General features: G+C 64.6%; 19 protein-coding genes and 1 riboswitch. Of the genes, 8 read left to right on the top strand and 11 right to left on the bottom strand.

Annotated elements, in window-relative coordinates; genetic code table 11:
* Positions 1-31: 31 nt before the first annotated feature.
* Positions 32-186: riboswitch (FMN riboswitch) on the bottom strand.
* Between the two features lie 64 nt (positions 187-250).
* Together ribD and nrdR are read right to left on the bottom strand one after the other, a co-directional pair.
* Positions 251-1,366, bottom strand: coding sequence for a bifunctional diaminohydroxyphosphoribosylaminopyrimidine deaminase/5-amino-6-(5-phosphoribosylamino)uracil reductase RibD (gene ribD, locus RTH74_RS16630; protein ID WP_099526291.1), 1,116 nt, complete (start codon positions 1,364-1,366; stop codon positions 251-253).
* Positions 1,363-1,830, bottom strand: a complete 468-nt coding sequence (gene nrdR / locus RTH74_RS16625; RefSeq protein WP_003243991.1) for a transcriptional regulator NrdR — start codon at positions 1,828-1,830, stop codon at positions 1,363-1,365. Before nrdR ends, ribD begins: the two co-directional genes overlap by 4 nt.
* 143 nt (positions 1,831-1,973) lie before the next feature.
* Here nrdR and RTH74_RS16620 point away from each other — a divergent pair, with 143 nt between their 5' ends.
* The 3 genes from RTH74_RS16620 to trxA are packed head-to-tail and all read left to right on the top strand — an operon-like array spanning position 1,974 to position 3,997.
* The gene (locus RTH74_RS16620) at positions 1,974-2,414 is read left to right on the top strand and encodes a hypothetical protein (protein ID WP_316915377.1); all 441 of its coding nucleotides are present in this window, start codon (positions 1,974-1,976) and stop codon (positions 2,412-2,414) included.
* Positions 2,411-3,070 carry a 50S ribosomal protein L11 methyltransferase gene (locus tag RTH74_RS16615; protein ID WP_316915376.1) on the top strand — a complete coding sequence of 220 codons (660 nt, stop codon included), beginning with the start codon at positions 2,411-2,413 and terminating at the stop codon, positions 3,068-3,070. Before RTH74_RS16620 ends, RTH74_RS16615 begins: the two co-directional genes overlap by 4 nt.
* Before the next feature lie 54 nt (positions 3,071-3,124).
* Positions 3,125-3,997: a thioredoxin gene (trxA, locus tag RTH74_RS16610; protein WP_064495014.1), complete on the top strand. Its 873-nt coding sequence runs from the start codon at positions 3,125-3,127 to the stop codon at positions 3,995-3,997.
* Positions 3,998-4,239: 242 nt separating this feature from the next.
* Here trxA and RTH74_RS16605 read toward each other — a convergent pair whose 3' ends face one another.
* A complete protein-coding gene (locus RTH74_RS16605; protein WP_316915375.1) occupies positions 4,240-4,581 on the bottom strand; it encodes a hypothetical protein in 342 nt (113 codons plus the stop codon).
* Positions 4,582-4,694: 113 nt separating this feature from the next.
* On the opposite strand from RTH74_RS16605, the gene RTH74_RS16600 reads away from it, so the two are divergent.
* The 4 genes from RTH74_RS16600 to RTH74_RS16585 all read left to right on the top strand — a co-directional run bounded on the left by RTH74_RS16600 (position 4,695) and on the right by RTH74_RS16585 (position 7,906).
* Positions 4,695-5,276 carry a DUF2796 domain-containing protein gene (locus tag RTH74_RS16600; RefSeq protein ID WP_316915374.1) on the top strand — a complete coding sequence of 194 codons (582 nt, stop codon included), beginning with the start codon at positions 4,695-4,697 and terminating at the stop codon, positions 5,274-5,276.
* Between the two features lie 75 nt (positions 5,277-5,351).
* Positions 5,352-6,059, top strand: coding sequence for an ABC transporter ATP-binding protein (locus RTH74_RS16595; protein WP_316915373.1), 708 nt, complete (start codon positions 5,352-5,354; stop codon positions 6,057-6,059).
* Position 6,060: 1 nt separating this feature from the next.
* Positions 6,061-7,326, top strand: a complete 1,266-nt coding sequence (locus RTH74_RS16590) for an ABC transporter permease (protein WP_316915372.1) — start codon at positions 6,061-6,063, stop codon at positions 7,324-7,326.
* 58 nt (positions 7,327-7,384) lie between these two features.
* The gene (locus tag RTH74_RS16585) at positions 7,385-7,906 is read left to right on the top strand and encodes a DUF3299 domain-containing protein (RefSeq protein ID WP_125881388.1); all 522 of its coding nucleotides are present in this window, start codon (positions 7,385-7,387) and stop codon (positions 7,904-7,906) included.
* A gap of 197 nt (positions 7,907-8,103) precedes the next feature.
* Here the strand turns inward: RTH74_RS16585 and RTH74_RS16580 are convergent, their stop codons facing one another.
* The 6 genes from RTH74_RS16580 to RTH74_RS16555 are packed head-to-tail and all read right to left on the bottom strand — an operon-like array spanning position 8,104 to position 12,969.
* Positions 8,104-9,201 (bottom strand): tetratricopeptide repeat protein, encoded by a 1,098-nt coding sequence (locus tag RTH74_RS16580; protein ID WP_316915371.1) that lies wholly within the window; start codon positions 9,199-9,201, stop codon positions 8,104-8,106.
* Between the two features lie 2 nt (positions 9,202-9,203).
* Complete coding sequence (locus RTH74_RS16575) at positions 9,204-9,887, bottom strand: energy transducer TonB (RefSeq protein ID WP_017675596.1); 684 nt, start codon at positions 9,885-9,887, stop codon at positions 9,204-9,206.
* Complete coding sequence (locus tag RTH74_RS16570; protein ID WP_021489595.1) at positions 9,887-10,297, bottom strand: ExbD/TolR family protein; 411 nt, start codon at positions 10,295-10,297, stop codon at positions 9,887-9,889. The genes RTH74_RS16575 and RTH74_RS16570 overlap by 1 nt, the downstream gene beginning before the upstream one ends.
* Positions 10,298-10,308: 11 nt before the next feature.
* Positions 10,309-10,857: a MotA/TolQ/ExbB proton channel family protein gene (locus tag RTH74_RS16565; protein ID WP_003463249.1), complete on the bottom strand. Its 549-nt coding sequence runs from the start codon at positions 10,855-10,857 to the stop codon at positions 10,309-10,311.
* Positions 10,850-12,199, bottom strand: a complete 1,350-nt coding sequence (locus tag RTH74_RS16560) for a MotA/TolQ/ExbB proton channel family protein (RefSeq protein ID WP_316915370.1) — start codon at positions 12,197-12,199, stop codon at positions 10,850-10,852. The genes RTH74_RS16565 and RTH74_RS16560 overlap by 8 nt, the downstream gene beginning before the upstream one ends.
* Positions 12,196-12,969 carry a DUF3450 domain-containing protein gene (locus RTH74_RS16555; protein ID WP_045736143.1) on the bottom strand — a complete coding sequence of 258 codons (774 nt, stop codon included), beginning with the start codon at positions 12,967-12,969 and terminating at the stop codon, positions 12,196-12,198. The genes RTH74_RS16560 and RTH74_RS16555 overlap by 4 nt, the downstream gene beginning before the upstream one ends.
* Positions 12,970-13,161: 192 nt before the next feature.
* On the opposite strand from RTH74_RS16555, the gene RTH74_RS16550 reads away from it, so the two are divergent.
* A complete protein-coding gene (locus RTH74_RS16550) occupies positions 13,162-13,854 on the top strand; it encodes an OmpW/AlkL family protein (protein ID WP_017675601.1) in 693 nt (230 codons plus the stop codon).
* Positions 13,855-13,909: 55 nt separating this feature from the next.
* Here RTH74_RS16550 and RTH74_RS16545 read toward each other — a convergent pair whose 3' ends face one another.
* Both RTH74_RS16545 and RTH74_RS16540 read right to left on the bottom strand, forming a co-directional pair.
* Positions 13,910-14,833 carry an NAD-dependent epimerase/dehydratase family protein gene (locus tag RTH74_RS16545; RefSeq protein WP_288257521.1) on the bottom strand — a complete coding sequence of 308 codons (924 nt, stop codon included), beginning with the start codon at positions 14,831-14,833 and terminating at the stop codon, positions 13,910-13,912.
* Complete coding sequence (locus RTH74_RS16540; RefSeq protein ID WP_316915369.1) at positions 14,826-15,710, bottom strand: sugar nucleotide-binding protein; 885 nt, start codon at positions 15,708-15,710, stop codon at positions 14,826-14,828. The genes RTH74_RS16545 and RTH74_RS16540 overlap by 8 nt, the downstream gene beginning before the upstream one ends.
* Positions 15,711-15,728: the final 18 nt, after the last annotated feature.

The raw sequence follows: 15,728 nt of genomic DNA, 5'->3' as shown, positions 1-15,728 counted from the left end.
GCGGACACGCACGAGGCGCCCGTGGAGGGAATCCCGCTCTCTCTTTATCCGGACTATACCGTCGGCCCCGGAATCACACCGGGTCTGCTGGACCTCGCATGGCAGGTGCCGTGGCGAGCGCTCGCGGGCTAGGTTCTACGAACCATCACCGCCGGTGGGGAATTTCGCCCCGCCCTGAGAACGTTGCGGCCATGTGAAATGACCGCGTGGCGTTTTATCACATTTATCGCCGCGACGCATGGCCCGTGCGCTATCTGGCCTTGGGTACCGCGGTGATCTGCCAGTCGTCGCCGACGGCGCGAATATCGAGAATCTGCAACTCCGGCGCTTCGGCCATGCGGTTGAGCGGCAATTCGAACAGCGGCCGCGCACTGGAGCCGAGCAGCTTGGGCGCGACGAAGATGCGGTACTCATCCACCAAGCCGGAACGGGCGAAGGCGCCGGCCAGACGCGGCCCGGCTTCCACCAGCACTTCGTTGACGCCACGGCCGGCCAGCTCCAGCAGCAACTTGCGCAAGTCGACGTGACCATTGCTGCCCGGTACGGCGAGCAGTTCGTGACCATCGGCCAGATAGCGATCACGGGCGGCGGCAGCCGCACAGGTGGCCACCAGCGCCGGACCAGCCTGGAAGAAGGCTTTGCTCAGCGGCACGCGTAGACGACCATCGACCAACACCCGCAGCGGTGGTCGCGAGGCGGCCATGAAGGTGGCTTCGACCCCCAATCCCAGCTCGTCGGGACGCACCGTCAGCCGGGCATCGTCTGCCAGCACGGTGTCGGCGCCACTGAGCACCACGCTGGACTGCGCGCGTAAACGCTGCACCTCCGCGCGCGCCGCCGGGCCAGTGATCCACTGACTCTCGCCGCTGGCCATGGCAGTGCGGCCATCCAGGCTCATCGCCGACTTGACCCGCACGAACGGCAACCCGCTCTCCATGCGCTTGATGAAACCGGCATTGAGCGCTCGCGCCTCGCTTTCCAGTACGCCACTGGCGACCTCGATACCGGCTTGGGCCAGGCGTAGCAGGCCACTGCCGGCCACCTGCGGGTTGGGGTCCTGCATCGCCGCGACGACCCGGCTGACACCGGCGGCGACTAGCGCATCGGCGCAGGGCGGCGTGCGCCCATGATGGCTGCAGGGCTCCAGTGTCACGTACGCCGTTGCGCCACGCGCCTTGTCGCCGGCCTGGCGCAGTGCGTGCACCTCGGCGTGCGGCTCACCGGCACGGGCATGCCAGCCTTCGCCGACGATCTCGCCATCACGCACGATGACGCAGCCGACTCGTGGATTGGGATGGGTGGAGTACAGGCCTTTGCGCGCCAGCCGCAGGGCGCGCGCCATGAAGAATTGGTCGCGTTCGCTCATCGGCTTTTCGACGGCTCGCGGGCCAGGCGTTCGATTTCCTCGCGGAATTCGTTGAGGTCCTGAAAACGGCGGTAGACCGAGGCGAAGCGGATATAGGCCACCTCGTCGAGCTTGCTCAGTTCGGTCATCACCAACTCACCCAGCACCAGTGACTTCACCTCGCGCTCGCCAGTGGCGCGCAGTTGCTGCTTGATACGGGCGATGGCCTCTTCCAGGCGCTCGACGCTCACCGGGCGTTTTTCCAGCGCGCGCTGCATGCCGGCGCGCAGCTTTTCTTCGTCGAAAGGCTGGCGGCTGCCGTCCTGCTTGATCAGGCGCGGCATCACCAGCTCGGCAGTTTCGAAGGTGGTGAAGCGCTCACCGCAGGCCACGCATTCGCGGCGGCGGCGGACCTGATCGCCTTCGGCGACCAGACGGGAATCGATGACCTTGGTGTCGTTGGCAGCGCAGAACGGACAATGCATGGTGAGGGCTGACGAATGGCGGCAAAGTCGCCATGGTAGCGCATAGCACGTCATTGAAAAATGTAAGGAGCCTTGAGATCACCTGCTTACGGCGGCAAGACAAATTAAGCTATGCCCATGCCCCGTCAAAAGCAGAACCTGCCATGAATCGATATCTGCCCCTCCTACCCATTGCCCTGAGCGGCCTGCTTGCTGCCTGCGCCGGCGAGCCCACGAGCACTGCGCCGCCACCCACCCCAGCACCTGTACAGGCAGAACCCATCGCTGCACCGATCCAGGGCCCAGGCCTGCGCGGCGAATTGCTTGGCGTCGCCGTAGGCGCCGATGTCGACCTCGCATTATTGGGCGTAGACATGCGCGGTCGCCCGCGTGCCTTGCTTGGCCAGGTTCATCTGCGTGGCGACGGCGAAGCGCTGCCGTTCCATCTGCCCCTGAACACGCAGCAGGCGCCTCAGGACCTGCGCCTGGAACTGCGCGGCCGCGTCAGTCAATCCGGACGCCTGGTACAGCGCTTGCCGGCACGCACCATCGCTGAACTGAACGACCAGGACCTTGGCCCGCTGCATCTGGTGCCGGCGCCATGAAACCACCCGCACCGCTGCAGCATGCGCTCAGCGAATTACTCGGCGATGCCCGCCTGGTGGCCGAAACACTGCCCGGTACAGATATCGCCCTGTGGCTGATCGATGCCAGCAACATGGAGCGCGCCTTCAACCCTGAGGAAACCAGGCGCATCCTCGAAGAGCCGCCCTACTGGTGCTTCTGCTGGGCCAGCGGCCTGGTGCTGGCACGCTGGCTCGCCGAGCGCCCCGAATGGGTACGCGGCAAGCGCGTGCTGGATTTCGGCGCGGGCTCCGGCGTAGCGGCCATCGCCGCGGCCAAGGCCGGTGCGGCAGAAGTGGTGGCCTGCGACCTCGACCCACTGGCGCTGGCCGCCAGCCGCGCCAACGCCGCACTCAACGGCGTGACGCTGAACTACTCGGACGATTTCTTCGCCGAAGCGGATCGCTACGACCTGATCCTGGTCGCCGACGTGCTCTACGATCGCGCCAACCTGCCGCTGCTCGACCACTTTCTCATCCGCGGGCGTCAGGCCCTGGTGGCCGATTCGCGGGTCAAGGATTTCCAGCATCCGCTGTACCAGCGCCTGGCACTGCTGGACGGCTGCACCTGGCCAGACCTGGCCGAGCCCGCCGAATTCCGCGAAGTCAGCCTGTATCACGCCGTGCGCCCCTTGTAACCGCGCGGCAGTGCCCGCATTAATAGACCATTGCCCTGTTTTTCGAGACCGACCATGAGCGACTCCCCCTACATCTTCGACATCTCCGGCGCCGCCAACTTCGAGCAACTGGTGATCGAGAACTCCTTCCACAAACCTGTGCTGGTGGACTTCTGGGCCGAGTGGTGCGCACCGTGCAAGGCGCTGATGCCAATGCTGGCGAAGATCACCGAGGAATATGCCGGTGAGCTGCTGCTGGCCAAGGTCAACTGCGATATCGAGCAGGACATCGTCATGCGTTTCGGCATTCGCAGCCTGCCCACCGTGGTGTTGTTCAAGGACGGTCAGCCTGTGGATGGCTTCGCCGGCGCCCAGCCGGAAGCGGCGATCCGCGAGATGCTCAAGCCTCATGTCGCAGAACCGGCTCCTACCGCCGCCGACCCGATGGAGGCCGCTCAGGCGCTGTTCGCCGAAGGCCGTTTTGCCGAGACCGAAACACTGCTCAAGCAGGTGCTGACCGAAGACAACGAAAATGCTGCAGCGCTGATCCTCTACGCGCGCTGCCTGGCCGAGCGCGGCGAGCTGGGCGAGGCGGAAACTGTGCTCAACGCCGTCAAGGGTGACGAGCACAAGCAGGCACTGGCCGGTGCCAAGGCGCAATTGACCTTCCTGCGTCAGGCCGCTGACCTGCCAGACGCCGCCACGCTGAAAAGCCGCCTGGCGCAGAACGCAGAGGACGACGAGGCGCTGTATCAGCTGGCCGTGCAACAACTGGCGCGCCAGCAGTACGACGCGGCGCTGGACGGCCTGCTCAAGCTGTTCGTGCGTAACCGCAGCTACAGCGAAGGCCTGCCGCACAAGACCCTGCTGCAAGTGTTCGACCTGCTCGGCGGCGATCACCCGCTGGTCACCACTTACCGCCGCAAGCTGTATCAGGCGATCTACTGATCCAGCGTGGGATCTCGCTCGCCGGAGGGCGCGCCTTACGCATCGGTTACTCGCCAGATCAAGCAGGTGATGTTCGGTGCGCGCGGCGCACCCTACGGCGACACAGATAAGGCTCCGGCCTGACACGGATGGCCTTTGTAGGGTGTCGCGGGGCCGCCTAGGCCGTGCGCACCTCCGATGAAACCGCTCATGTTTCGCTGCTCACAGCAGGGCGCCCTACGACACCCTGGCAGCCTGAACAATTACTCCTGCCAGTGATAGATCGGCGCATCCGCGCCGGTTTCCATGCGGATCTGCTCGCAATGACGCAGACGCACCAGCAAGCGCTTGCCAGCGGCCTCGCCACCTGCCAGCGCGGCCAGCTGCGCCATCAGCTTCGGCCCTTCCACCTGCCCTGCATCGCGCACCAGCTGCAGTGCTGCCTGCCACAGCGCATCACCCGCGTCAGTTGCGGCAGTCGCTGCCGCTACGCTGGGTGTCGGCGTAACAGCCACATGCTGCGCCAGTTGCACCCAGTCCTCGTTATCCAGCTCCAGCGTCAGGTCCACCGGCCAGTCGCCAATGCGCCCACGTATTCGCATCATGTTCAGCCTCCAGTCAGGAAGCTGCATGCTCCCACGCCCCCTACGCGCTGGCCAGCCCGCCACAAAAGTTGTTATAACGTAACAATTAAATCTAACCTACGCTGGAGACACCCATGCGCCACCTGCTGCTCGCCCTGCCCTTCGCCCTGCTGCCACTGGTCGCCGCCCAGGCCCATGAACACGGCCATGATCACGACCACGAACATTCCCACGACAGCCTGGGTGCCCACGAACACGGCGTCGCCAGCCTCAACGCAGCACTGGACGGCAACCTGCTGGAGCTGCAGCTCGAAAGCCCGGCAATGAACCTGGTGGGCTTCGAACATGCCGCCAAGAGCGATGCCGACAAGGCCAAGGTCGCCGCCGCCAAGCGTGAACTGGAGCAGCCCATCAGCCTGTTCGCCCTGAACAGCGGCGATTGCAAGGCCACCCAGGTCGAACTGGAAAGCCCACTGTTCGGCGACGCTGACCACGATCACGATCACGATCACGATCACGATCATGAAGGCGAGCACAGCGACATCCATGCGCACTATCGCTTCGAATGCGCCAAGGCCAACGAATTGAAACAGTTGGATCTCGCCGAACTGTTCAAACGCTTCCCCGCCACCGAGAAGATTCAGGTACAACTGATAGGCCCAAATGGTCAGCAGGGCGTGGAACTGACGCCGTCCCAGCCACGCTTGAGCTTCTGACCTGCCACGTCTCATTGCCGGAGTGAGCGCCCCTCGCTCCGGCAATAAACGCCTTCTCCCGACACGCAGCAGACAATGACCGAACCTCTGATCGAACTCGCCAATCTCGGCTTCGCCTGGCCCGGCCAGTCGCAGCTGCTGGATATCCCCGTCTTCACCCTGGCACGCGGTGAGACCCTGTTTCTCAAAGGCCCCAGTGGCAGCGGCAAAACCACCCTGCTCGGCCTGCTCGGCGGCGTACAACGTGCGCAAAGCGGCCATATCCGCCTGCTCGGCCAGGACCTCGGCCAACTCTCCGCCGGTGCCCGCGACCGTTTTCGCGTCGACCACACTGGCTACATCTTCCAGCAGTTCAACCTGCTGCCATTTCTTTCCGTGCGCGAGAACGTCGAGCTGCCCTGCCGCTTCTCGGGCCTGCGTGCCGAACGCGCACGCCAGCGCCACGGCAGCATCGATGCCGCCGCAGCAGCGCTGCTCGACCATCTCGGCCTGCGCGCCGACCTGCTCGGCCGCCGCGCCGACGAACTGTCCATCGGCCAGCAACAGCGGGTCGCCGCCGCTCGCGCACTGATCGGCCAGCCGGAACTGGTGATCGCCGACGAACCGACCTCGGCACTGGACTTCGACGCCCGCGAGGCCTTCCTGCAATTGCTCTTCGCCGAATGCCGCGCTGCCGGCGCCAGCCTTCTATTCGTCAGCCACGACCAGAGCCTGGCTTCGCTGTTCGACCGCAACCTGTCGCTGGCCGAACTCAACCGCGCCACACGCCCACAGGAGGCCTGAGATGCACCTGATCCGCATCGCCCTGGCCAGCCTGGGCAACCGCCGTTTCACCGCCTTGCTCACGGTATTCGCCATCGCCCTTTCGGTGTGCCTGCTGCTGGCCGTGGAGCGTGTACGTACTGAAGCCCGCGCCAGCTTCGCCAACACCATCAGTGGCACCGACCTGATCGTCGGCGCCCGCTCCGGCAGCGTGAACCTGCTGCTCTACTCGGTGTTCCGCATCGGCAACGCCACCAACAACATCCGCTGGGACAGTTTCGAGCACTTCGCCAACCACCGTCAGGTGAAGTGGGCCATCCCCATTTCCCTCGGTGACTCGCACCGCGGCTATCGAGTCATGGGCACCAGCACCGCCTATTTCGAGCACTACCGCTACGCCCGCAGCCAGGCGCTGAAGTTGGCCCAGGGCCGCGAGTTTGCCGACGATCCGTTCGAGGTAGTGCTCGGCGCGGAAGTGGCCCAAGCGCTGGGCTACGGCCTGGGCGAGAAGATCGTCCTAGCACACGGCGTCGCCACCATCAGCCTGGTCAAGCATGATGACAAGCCGTTCACCGTGGTCGGCATCCTCGAACGCACCGGCACACCGGTCGATCGCACGTTGCACATTTCCCTGGCAGGAATGGAGGCGCTGCACATCGACTGGCAGAACGGCATGCCAGCACGCGGCGCGGCGCAGATCAGCGCCGACCAGGCACGCGCCATGGACCTGCAGCCGAAGCAAATCACCGCGTTCATGTTGGGTCTCAATAGCAAGATCGCGACCTTCAGCCTGCAGCGCGAGATCAATGAATTCCGCGGTGAGCCGCTGCTGGCGATCTTGCCGGGTGTCGCCCTGCAGGAGCTGTGGAGCCTGATGGGTACGGCCGAAAAAGCACTGTTCGTGGTCTCGCTGTTCGTCGTGCTGACCGGCCTGATCGGCATGCTCACGGCGATCCTCACCAGTCTCAACGAGCGCCGCCGGGAGATGGCCATTCTGCGCTCGGTAGGCGCCCGCCCCTGGCATATCGCCAGTCTACTGGTGCTGGAGGCCTTCGCCCTGGCATTGGCCGGCGTGGCCTTCGGTGTCGCGCTGCTCTATCTGGGCATCGCCGGTAGCCAGGGCTTCGTCCAGGCCAATTACGGCCTGTATCTGGCACTCAATGCTCCGTCGAGTTACGAATTGAAACTACTTGGTGGCATTCTCGCCGCAGCCGTGGCGATGGGCAGCGTGCCGGCCTGGCGGGCCTATCGGCAGTCGTTGGCCGATGGGCTGTCGATCAGGCTCTGAGGGAAAGTTGAGAGCGCCTGTCGTACACTGCGCAGGCGTTCTTACTATGAGGTTCCTCATGTCCCGTCCCCTGCTCGCCACCCTGCTGCTGAGCCTGGCACTGCCGCTGGCCGCCGCTGATGTGCGCGAACTCACCTGGTCCGAGCTGATTCCACCGGATGCTCCGCCGCAGGTCATCAACCCCGCGCCGATCCACGATCTTTCGCAGTTGGCCGACGCGCTGGCCGAATCCGGCCCGGCCGCCATGCAGCAATCGCCGGCCGCACCAGTGGTCAAGGAGCTCAATGGTCAGCAGGTGAAGCTGCCCGGTTATATCGTGCCGCTGGATGTGACTGACGAAGGCCGGGTGGTGGAGTTTTTGCTGGTGCCCTACTTCGGCGCCTGCATTCACGTACCACCACCGCCCTCGAACCAGATCGTCCACGTCACCAGCGAGCTCGGCGTATTGCTCGACGCGTTGTACCAACCGTTCTGGGTGGAAGGCCCGCTGAAAACCGAACATGTCAGCAGCGAGCTGGCCGAAGTTGGTTATCAGATGGAAGCGGACAAGATCTACGCCTACGAATTGCCGGATAGCTGACCCTGCCGGGCATTCATAGGTGTGACTGTAGGAGCGGCTTCAGCCGCGAAAAGATTCGCGGATAAATCGGAACACCGCCCGCCGCGCCTACAACAAAAAAGCCAGACCCTGGAGTCTGGCTTTTTACTTGGTGCGCGCGGCGCACCCTACAGGCGGCGGTCACCCACGTAGGGTGCGCCGTGCGCACCGAGAACGACTCAACTGCGACTGGCGACCCGGTTCTCCCGCTCGAAGCGCAGCTCGCTTTCCGCCCATTGCCGCCAGGAGCGCACCTTGGCTCGCTCGGCACCACCACGCTCGGCACGCGCCAGCGCATCCAGCCCGGCCTGCCAGCGCGACTGCTCAAGCTCCAGCTGAGCGACGTACAGCCAGTGCTTACCGTTGCCACTGCGCTCGGCCAGCGGGCGCAGCACGCGCACCGCGGCAGAACGATCACGCGCCTGCCACCAGAACAGCCCCAGGCGCTCCTGGCGCGCGGCGGTGTTGGCCAGCAGACCACTGTCGAGCATACCGGCCAGCAGCTTGGCGCCCTGCCAGGGCTGATCCGCAGCGCCGGCGAGCAGCACCAGGTTGTCCAGCTCGGATTCACTGAAGCGCAGGCCCTTGCTGTGCGCCGCACGCAGGGTCGCCAGCGCCTTGTCATTACTGCCGGCCATCTGCTGCAGGCCAGCCAGCTGACGCCAGCCCTTGGCATCGTTCGGCTGGCGCGACAGCAACTGACGCTGCCAGCGCTCGGCCTGGGCATAACGTTTCAGGTCGGCATTGGCACCCACCAGAAACTGCAGCCAGATATCGGCGGCGTTGGGATTGGCCTGCACGTATCGCTCGGCCAGCGGCAACGCCTTGGCCGGCTGGTTCATGCCCTGATAGGCCTGCACCAGCATCTGCAGCACCTCCTCGGAGGCATTGCCTTGATTCGGCGCCAGCAACTCGACGACCTTGGCGTAGCGGCGCTCGCCCAGGTTGAGTTTGGCCAGATTGAGGCGCTCGCCAGCAAGCATCTCCGCGTCCAGTTTGCCGCTGCGCACGGCCTTGTCCAGCCAGTCGATGGCCTGGCCGTTGTTACCGGCAGACCAGGCCACGTAGGCCTTGCTACGCCAGACCAGTGCCTCCTCAAGGCTGCCGCTCTTGACCTTGGCCTCATCAAGCGCGCGTCGGGCGGCGGCGTAGTCACCTTTCTGCTGCGCCGCCTGCGCCGCATTCAGGGCCTTGAACACGACCGGGTCGACGGTCTGCTGGGCCATGCCAGGCATGGCCGCAGCACTGAGCATCACGAGCAACAACCAACGGTACATGGTCAGCTCCTTTCCAGACGGAAGTAGAGGGTCTTCACCGCTTCGCGGTCCACTGCCAGGCCACCCTCGGTGCGTGGCGCAAAGCGCCAGCGAGAGGCGGCACGGCGCGCTTCGCGCTCGAACACGTTACGTGGATTGGCTTCCAGCACGCGGATGTTCTCCACGTTGCCGGAGCGATTGATGGTGAAAGCCAGTTTGACGAAACCTTCGATACCACGCTGCAACGCATAACGCGGGTATTCCGGACGCACGTCGTTGAGCGGCATGACTTCGCTCTCCATGCCGCCCATCTGCCCACCGGACTCGGCGGCCTCGCTCGGTGGCGTCGGCGCTGGAGCACCCGGCGCAAGGCCGGACAGACTCGGTGCCGGCGCGCTGTTGACGGCAATACCGCTGGCCAGGCTGGGCAGCTGGATATCCAGCGCCGGCAGGTTGGCATTTGGCGTCGCCGTTTGCGGCGTCGGCGGCGTGGGTGGCTGCGGCGTCTGCGGTTGCGGCGGCTGCGGTGCCTGCTGACGGGTGCGGCTGGCGGTCTCGCTGGCGTTACCATCCATGCGCACGAAGTTGGCCACGCTAACCGGGTCCTGGTTCACCTTGGCGCTCGGTGGCGCGACCATGTACAGCATCAGGGCGAACAGCCCCAAGGCCATCAGGCAGGCGCCGAGAAAAGACAGCGGCAGGCGCATCAGTTGACTCCGCTACCGGCAGCCAGGGCGACATCCTGCACGCCGGCCAGACGCGCCTGATCCATCACCTGGACGACCAGGCCGGTACGCGCATCCTGATCGGCCTGCACCACCACGGCGCCTTCCGGCTGGTCGACGCGCATGCGCTCGACATGGGCGCGCACGCTACGAATGTCCACCGGCTGCTTGTCCATCCAGATCTGCCCGTCGGCAGTCACGGCGATAAGGATATTGCCCTTGTCCTGCGGGCTGGCGGTTTCCGCCTGCGGGCGCTGCACCTCGACGCCAGACTCGCGGATAAAGGAGCTGGTAACGATGAAGAAGATCAGCATGATGAAGACCACGTCGAGCATCGGCGTGAGGTCGATACCGGTGTCTTCGTCCTGCTGGTGGTGACGACGCATTCTCATGTTGGGCGATCTCAGTCGTGACGCAGCTGGTCGGCCAGCCGCTCGATGGCCTGGCTGGCTTCGCGTTCGAGGCGCGCCAGGCTGAACAATCCAGGAATAGCCAGAACCATGCCGGCCATGGTCGGCAGGGTCGCCTGCCACACGCCTGCGGCCATGCCGCGTGGGTTACCGGTGCCGTTGAGGGCGAGCACATCGAACACGGCGATCATGCCGAGCACGGTGCCAAGCAGGCCCAGTAGCGGATACAGCGCCACGAGGGTCTTGCCCAGGCGCAGCGGCGCTGCCAGTTGCTGGCGCGCCTGCGCCAGCCAGGCCAGGCGCACGGCGCGCTGCCAGTTGCCGTTGTCATCGGCGAGCACCTGTTGCCAGGCCTCGCGGCGCTCCTGCACCCAGCGCGGGAAAATCCTGCGCATGTACCAGAAGCGCTCGAACACCAGGGTCCAGAACACCACGCAGAGCACTGCCAGCGCCCACATCACCACGCCGCCAGCGCTCATGAAGTCGAGCAGTGCATGGGCACTGTCGACTGCACGCAGCCAGAAGGCGAACAGGTCAGTCACGGCGCGGCGCTCCCGACAGGTGCAGGGCAATGAGGCCGGCGCTCTGCTGCTCCAGAATCTGGATCAGGCCCTTGCTACGGCTGGCCAGCAGGCTGTGCAGGAACAGCAGCGGAATGGCCACCACCAGACCGAGCACGGTGGTTACCAGCGCCTGGGAGATACCGTCGGCCATCAGGCGCGAGTCACCGCCACCGCTCTGGGTGATGGCCTGGAAGGTGACGATCATGCCGGTCACGGTGCCCAGCAGGCCGAGCAGCGGTGCCACGGCGGCGAGCAGCTTGAGCAGGCCCTGGCCTTTCTCCAGCGGCGGTGTCTCCTGCAGGATCGCTTCGTCGAGCTTCAGCTCCAGGGTTTCCAGATCCGCCAGTTGCGGCTTGGCACCCAGCACGCCGATCACGCGGCCCAGCGGGTTGTCATTGCGCGGCGCGCTGAGGTCGTGCATCTGCGCCTTGACGCCACTGCCGACGCGGCCCAGGTAGACCATGCGCCACACGGCGAGAAGCAGGCCGAAAGCACCCAGCACGACGATCACCCAGCCGACCAGACCGCCCTGCTGCAGACGATCCCACAGGGTCGGCTGCTGCTGCAGCTGCGCCAGCAGGCTGCCACGGCTAGGGTCGATGGGCAGCGTGGCGAGCGCATCGGTGCTGCTCAGGTAGTCCTTGACCTGGCCCAGGCCGGACGGCTGACGCGGCGGCGCCACCAGTTGCCCGGCATCGGCGTCGTAACGCAGGAACGCATCCTCACCATAGACAGCAAAGGTGCCAACACGCAGCACCTGCTGCTCCTGACGCGAACCGTCGGCATTCACCACCGGCAGTTGCAGGCGCTCGATACGACCGCTGGCGGCCAGGTCTTCGAGCAACAGCATCCAGTAGCCGTCGAGGTCTTCGGCAGACGGCAGTGAACGGCTCTCAGCCAGTGCCTTGAGGCGCTTCAGGCGCTCCGGATACTGGGCGTTGAGCAGGCTGTCCTGCCATTGTCCGGCGACATCACCGGCGCTCTGGCGTACCACACCGAACAGTTCACCGAGGTGGCCGACACGCTGCGCCAGCAGTTTTTCCTGCTCGGCCAGTTCGGCCTCCTGACGGTCGAATTCGGCCTTCAGACGCTCGCTTTCGGCTTTCTGGGTATTCAGCGCGGAACGCGCGGCAGCCAGCAACTGCGCCTGCTCGCTACGCTTGGCGAGAAACGCCTGTTCGCGCTCCTGCATGGCACTGACTTCGGCAGCACGCTCGCTGCGGATACGCTGCAGCAGTTGATCGGGATTGAGGGTTTCGGCCACGGCAGCCAGTGCCGGCAACAGGCTGAGCGCCAATACGGCTACAACACGACGACTCATTGTGCGGCCTCCTCGGCCAGGGTCTTGATCGGCAGGGACAGCACGGCGGGCGCCTGTTGCTGACGGGCAATGGCGATGGCCTGGGTCAGCGGACGACGCGCGCTGCCGTCGAGCACTTCCCAGGCCTTGGACTGCGGGTTCCACCAGCCGCTCTCGTGGGCATCAAGGGTCTGGTAATAGAGCATGCTGCGGCCCAGGCGCAGGAACTCGACGCTACGCGAGCCACCATCGGCCTGGTTCAGCTCGCCACGCCAGGCTTCCAGGGTGCGACCGTAGTCGCTCTCGATCTGGTAGGCCTCGAGGATGCGGCGGTATTTGTCGGCCAGGCTGACGTCGGCGCGCGGCAACAGATCCTGCAACTGAGCCAGACGGTCTTCACGTTCTTCGGGCAGGAACGGCAGATCGGCGGCGATGAACTGGCCGAGCACCTCGACCATCTTGACCATCTGCGGGCTCACCGCTTCCTGGGTACGTTCGATGCCATCGAGCTGCTTCTGATAACTGGCCAGTTCCTGACGCTGGGCTTCGACTAGGTCACGAAGTTGACTGTTATAACCTTTCAAAGCCTCAGCCTGCTGCAGGGCATTTCGGTACTCATTGAGCATCTCACGGCTGGCGTCATCCAGCTGTTCGACACGGCCCTGGGAGGCTTTCGCCTCAGCGGCCAGGCGCTGGCTTTCGTCGAGCGCAGCATCCAGCGGCGCGGCAAGCAGCGGGCCGCTGCTCAGCATCAGTGCCACGGCCAGGGAACGGAGGGGGAAGCGATTCATGCGCAGAGGGTCCTCGACAGACGGGCTTGCTTCAAAAAGAGAAACATTATCATCTACAGACGCATTCGAAGCAATGGACAAAACACCGCAACAGAGCTCGCCGATCTATTGAGCCAGGTCAAAAAGTGGATTGTTGCTTGGCTTAGCATTGATTCCAGCCAAAGACACAACCGACTCGAACTGGAGCTCGCCATGTACAAATCACTGTTCACTGCCTCGCTGCTGGCCCTCGCCATCGCTGCCCCTGTTGCCCAGGCCCACCAGGCCGGCGACATCCTCATCCGCGCCGGCGCCATCACCGTCAACCCGGAGGCCGATTCCTCCAGCGTCAAGGTTGATCGCGGCGGCCTCGCCGGCACCGACCTGGGCGGCAAAGCGACCATGAGCAGTGACACCCAGCTGGGCCTGAACTTCGCCTACATGCTCACCGACAATCTGGGCATCGAATTGCTGGCGGCAACGCCGTTCGAGCACGACGTGAAGATCAAGGGCACCGTCCTCGATGCAGCCAATGGCAAGCTGGGCAGCCTCAAGCACCTGCCGCCGACCCTGAGCCTGGTGTATTACCCGCTGGACGCCAAGTCAGCCTTCCAGCCCTATGTCGGCGCCGGCATCAACTACACCTGGATTTTCGACGAGCACGTCGGTAGCGCCGCCAGCGCCAACGGCTTCGACAATTTCCGTGCGAAGAACTCCTGGGGCCTGGCCTGGCAGGTGGGCGCCGACTACATGCTGACCGATAGCCTGATGCTCAACGCCCAGGTGCGCTACATCGACATCGACACCACCGCCTATGTCGACAACACCGCCCTCGGTGTGCGGGCCAAGGTTGACGTGGACGTAGACCCCTTCATCTACATGGTCGGCCTGGGTTACAAGTTCTGATAACCCTCGCAGAAACGAAAAAGCCGGCGTATGCCGGCTTTTTCATGAGCTCGATTCACACACCGAGCAGCTGGCGCAAGCCTTCACGCAGCGGCGTCTGCTCTGGCATGTGGTAATGAGCCTGCAAGCGCGCATTGTCAGCACGCGAATGGCGAATATCGCCAGCACGGGCCGGCAAGTGCGTCACCGGCGGCAGGCCGCCGCACAGCACGCCGATCTCAGCCAGCAATTGGTTGAGACTTACCGCCTGGCTCCAACCCACATTGAGCGGATCACTCACCACCTGCTCGCTGAGCAAGCCCTGCATCAACAGCGCGACCAGATCACCGACATAGAAGAAATCACGGGTCTGCTCACCATCACCGAAGACGCTGATCGGCAGCCCCTGCTGCGCACGTTGGGTGAAGATACTGATCACCCCGGAGTACGGCGAGGATGGATCCTGGCGCGGCCCGAAGATATTGAAGAAACGAAACACCGCCGGTTCCAGGCCATGCTGACGGCGGTAGAAATCCAGGTAGTGTTCGCCGGCCAGCTTGTCGGACGCGTAAGGCGTCAGCGGCGCCTTGGCGGTGGCTTCATTGATTGCCACGCCCTCGCCGTTATTGCCATAGATGGCCGCACTGGAGGCATAGACCACGCGTCGCACGCCATGCTGACGCATAGCCTCGCAGACATTCAGGGTACCGATGAAATTGCTCTGGTGCGTGGACACCGGATCATCCACCGAGGCCTGCACCGACGCCACCGCAGCCAGATGCGCTACCCCTGCACAACCTGCCACCGCCTGCGCGACCACCTCGGCATCGGCGACATCGCCCTCGATGAAGCGCAAACGCGGGTTGTCCAGCGGCAGATTGCTGCGCTTGCCCATGGACAGATTGTCCAGCACGCGCACCCCGTGACCAGCGGCCAGCAAGGCGTCAACCAGGTTTGAACCGATAAAGCCTGCACCACCCGTAACGAGAAACTCAGCCATGGCGATAGTAACGATCCAGTAAGCTCGGCAGGCCGGAGCGCCAGGCGCGCGGCTTGATGCCGAAGGTGTGAAGAATCTTCTTGCAGGCCAGCACGGCATGCTGCGGCTCATCGGCTGCATCCGGACGGGCGGCGTGCGCCTGCGGCGCAACATCCTCGACCAGATTGCTGCGATAGTGACGCGCCTCGCTCAGCACTGCCTGGCCCAGGCTCAGCGACGTACTCGCTTCATGGCCGCCGTAATGATAGGTGCCCCACAAGGGCGACTCGCAATCGAGCTGCTTGAGCACAGCCAGAATCACCCGCGCAGCATCGTCCACCGGCGTCGGGTTGCCGCGCCGGTCATCGGCGAGATAAAGGGCATCGTCGCGCTCGGCACGTACTAGAAAGCGCCCCAGCAGCCCTTCACGACTGTCATCGAGCAGCCAGCCAAAGCGCAGCAGCACATGACGCGGACAGATCGCCCGCACGCTCTGCTCCAGACGCCACAGCGCCTGGCCGCGCAGCCCGAGCGGGATCGGCTCTTCCTTCTCGCTATAAGCCGTGATTCGCGAACCATCGAAAACCCGATAGCTGGACGGCTGCAGCAAGACGATGGAGTGGTGCTGGCACAGCTCGGCCAGACGCTCCACGGCGCGCTCCTGCGTCTGCAGGCGCGACTCGGCCACCGACTCGGCCTGAAACCAGTCGAAGTAGTAAGCCAGGTTGATCAGTGCATCCGGGCGGGTATCGTCGAGCAGCTCCGTCAGGCTGGCGGCGTCCCAGCCGTCTTCCGGCGGGCGAGGCGCGAGGAAGCCGATGTCTTCCTCGGCGCCAAGACGGATCAGCGCTTGCCCCAGGGCACTACCGCCGCCCAGCAGCATCAGGCGCATTCGCATAGGCTAGAGCCCGCTCAG

The sequence above is a fragment of the Pseudomonas sp. zfem001 genome (assembly GCF_032621725.1).
GTDB classification, from domain to species: domain Bacteria; phylum Pseudomonadota; class Gammaproteobacteria; order Pseudomonadales; family Pseudomonadaceae; genus Aquipseudomonas; species Aquipseudomonas sediminis.
This window is presented reverse-complemented; position numbering and strand designations above follow the sequence as displayed.